Origin of the sequence: Edwardsiella piscicida (assembly GCF_001896205.1) — a bacterium.
Classification (GTDB): domain Bacteria; phylum Pseudomonadota; class Gammaproteobacteria; order Enterobacterales; family Enterobacteriaceae; genus Edwardsiella; species Edwardsiella piscicida.
In genome coordinates this window covers 1,004,873-1,007,713 of the sequence record NZ_MPNU01000001.1, presented here as the reverse complement: position 1 = coordinate 1,007,713, position 2,841 = coordinate 1,004,873, and the positions used below count along the sequence as shown (strand labels likewise).

The 2,841-nt window shown below is 49.0% G+C and carries 4 protein-coding genes; all 4 read left to right on the top strand.

Going from position 1 to position 2,841, the window contains the following annotated elements; all coding sequences use genetic code 11:
• Positions 1 to 1,129: VENN motif pre-toxin domain-containing protein (locus BRD58_RS04570; RefSeq protein WP_162274054.1), on the top strand; the 1,129-nt coding region annotated here is incomplete at its 5' end.
• Positions 1,116 to 1,403: a hypothetical protein gene (locus BRD58_RS04565; protein WP_073381772.1), complete on the top strand. Its 288-nt coding sequence runs from the start codon at positions 1,116 to 1,118 to the stop codon at positions 1,401 to 1,403. The genes BRD58_RS04570 and BRD58_RS04565, both read left to right, overlap by 14 nt.
• Positions 1,393 to 2,073 carry a hypothetical protein gene (locus BRD58_RS04560; RefSeq protein ID WP_012847683.1) on the top strand — a complete coding sequence of 227 codons (681 nt, stop codon included), beginning with the start codon at positions 1,393 to 1,395 and terminating at the stop codon, positions 2,071 to 2,073. The genes BRD58_RS04565 and BRD58_RS04560 overlap by 11 nt, the downstream gene beginning before the upstream one ends.
• 341 nt (positions 2,074 to 2,414) lie before the next feature.
• A partial coding sequence (locus tag BRD58_RS04550) for a hemagglutinin repeat-containing protein (RefSeq protein WP_408731670.1) occupies positions 2,415 to 2,841 on the top strand: 427 nt, incomplete at its 3' end.

Sequence of the window (2,841 nt, the reverse complement as noted above, 5' to 3'; positions counted from 1 at the left end):
GCAGGATGTGGCGCAGCGGGCGTATAGCACCGGCATGCGCGATTCCGGGTTGGGCACCGGCGGCGTATACCAGCAGGCGATCCAGGCGGCCACGGCGGCGGTACAGGGGCTGGCGGGCGGCAACCTGCAGGCGGCGCTGGCGGGCGGCGCGGCGCCGTATATTAGTGAGATAATCAAACAGAGCACCCCGGACGGCGCGAGCCGGGTGGCGGCCCATGCGGTGGTAAATGCGGCGCTGGCCGCAGCACAGGGGAATCATCCCCTTGCCGGAGCCGCGGGTGCGGCCACCGGCGAAATCGTCGGCATGCTGGCCACTGAGATGTACCAGAAACCGGTCGCTGAGCTCAGCGAAACCGAGAAACAGACCGTTTCAGCACTGGCCACCGTTGCCGCCGGACTGGCCGGCGGCCTGGTGGGTGACTCGGGTGCCTCTGCACTCGCCGGCGCACAGTCGGGTAAGACGACGGTGGAGAATAATCTTCTAGGCGACGGATTTAAACTGCCAAAAGGGCTGACGGATTATGGATTATCAGCGACCACTCTAGCTATATCAATGTCACAGGATGGCAAATCACCACAAGAGATTACCGCCGCATTATCTAAACATGCAAAGGGTAACCTTTTAGAAAAACAAGATCCTGCCAGTGGTTTACTGATCGCGTGGGCACCCGTTCCTATTATTGTGGGAAGTATGGCTATTGCACCAGCGACTGTCGCATATGGATTAGTGTTTGGCGGAGCATTAGGCGGAACTGCTGATGCGACACAGCAATTTATAACGATGAGTTCTGGAGAATCATATAGCTATACAGATACTTTGATCGCAATAGGCACAGGGGCTTTGACTCAGGGGAAAAGTGTCATATTTACCACAGTGGTGAATGGCGGTGGTGCATATTTAGGAAGCTCAGTTAAGCATGAAGATCCAACGGCTTCAGTTGTTGGTTCTATTTTTGGCTCACTTTTGGGGGGAGCAACATCAAATAAAGTTACTAATAAACTAATAGATAAAGGGTATGGTCCCGTCACATCAGGGGTTGCTGGAGATGTTATTGGTTCATTTGCAGAAAGAAATGTTGACTTCCAATCCCAAAAAATCACCATGGATAATAAAGATGAAAAAAAATAAATTATTTAACATGAAGATATTTATCTGGATACTTTTCTTTCCTGTAATAACCAGTGTGCTAGGTGTCGCTGGAATATATCTTGGTAGTATTGTTGCTTTTTTTAAAACTGATTTCCTCTCTTTAGATATACCATCATCAACAATACTTAATACAATTAAATCCGGGGTAATTATTGGTTTGTTATTAGGTCTTAGCCTATGGATTTGGGGAATAGTTATCCCTGAGTTGACAAAAAAATTTAAATCAGATAACAAAGATGATAGTGGAGAATAATTTACTCGGCGACGGGTTTAAACTGCCAAAAGGGCTGACGGATTATGGTGCAGCAGCACAATCCTGGAATCAGTATGCTGAAAAAAATGGGCTGACGCCCGAACAGAAGCAGGCAGGGCTGGATAGGCTGGCAAAAGGCGATCTGCCGGAGGATACCAATATCACCAAAGCTATTGTTGAAGGTTATCAGGATGGTGTGATGATTGCCGAAACGTGGTATCTGGGACCAGCAGCATCAGTCAGGAAAGTGATTGGTGGCGGGATAATTGCGGAGATAGCCAACGGAAGTTACCAGTGGTTTGACCTGAGCCAGCCGGGTAATGAAAACAAAAGTTGGGACTGGAAAAGCAGTACCAGTGCAGGCATTACAGGGATACTTGCACCGGGAAGGAGTATTGGACAAAACGTCGGAATTGCGATGGGCAGTGCATTTTTCACTGATGGACCGGATACTGGATCTATTGGCGGAGCTGCTGCTGGAGCATGGGCCGGTGGACTGTTCGGGGAATATGCATCAGGAATTGTGAATTCATTAACTAGTAAAAAAGTACCTGGCTTTATATTTAACACGACAGGTTCCTTTAGTAGTGAAATTTTAGGTGGATATATAAAAGATGCAGTAAATGGCACACAACTATCCTCCGAAAGAAATAAGGAAGTGGGGGAATGATTGCATATATTAAGTTGCTTATATATTCATGTGTCTTTTGTATTGTACTGGGTTTCCTCCTTATTGGAGGGGGGGCATTATTTATCTATCTAACAAAAGGATACTTTTTTTCCCTGACTACCAGGTGGAAAGGATTTTTGTTCTTGGGTGTATAACTGGCTCTGCGATTACACTGGCTGCAATAGTATTTAATCTGATAGATAAGTTTGACGCCCGTAAAAAGCCACCTTCGGCCCCAGACTGAAATTAACAACAACCCCAGTCTTTTTCAACTGGGGGTGTTGTGGAGAATAATTTTCTCGGCGACCGGTTTAACCTGCCAAAAGGGCTGACGGATTATGGTGTTTGAAAAAGGCAACAGCCGCTATGCCACGGATACCACGGTGAACGCGGGCAACACCCTGACGCTGAGCAGCGGTAATGACACCACCCTGAAAGGGGCGCAGATACAGGGGGAGAACGTGGTGGCGAATGTCGGCAATAATCTGATCCTACGCAGTGAACAGGCGATGGATAACTATGAAGCCAAGCAGTCCAGCTTCAGCGCTGGGGGGAGCATCGGCTTCGGCAATGGCTCTCTGAACATCGCCGCCAGCCGCGATAAGATGCACAGCGACTATGCCTCGGTGGAGAACCAGACCGGCATCTTTGCCGGTAAAGGCGGCTTTGATATCACCGTGGGTAATCATACCCAGCTGGACGGCGCGGCCATTGCCAGCGCGGCCAATCAGGAGAGCAATCGCCTAGATACCGGAACCCTGGGCTTTG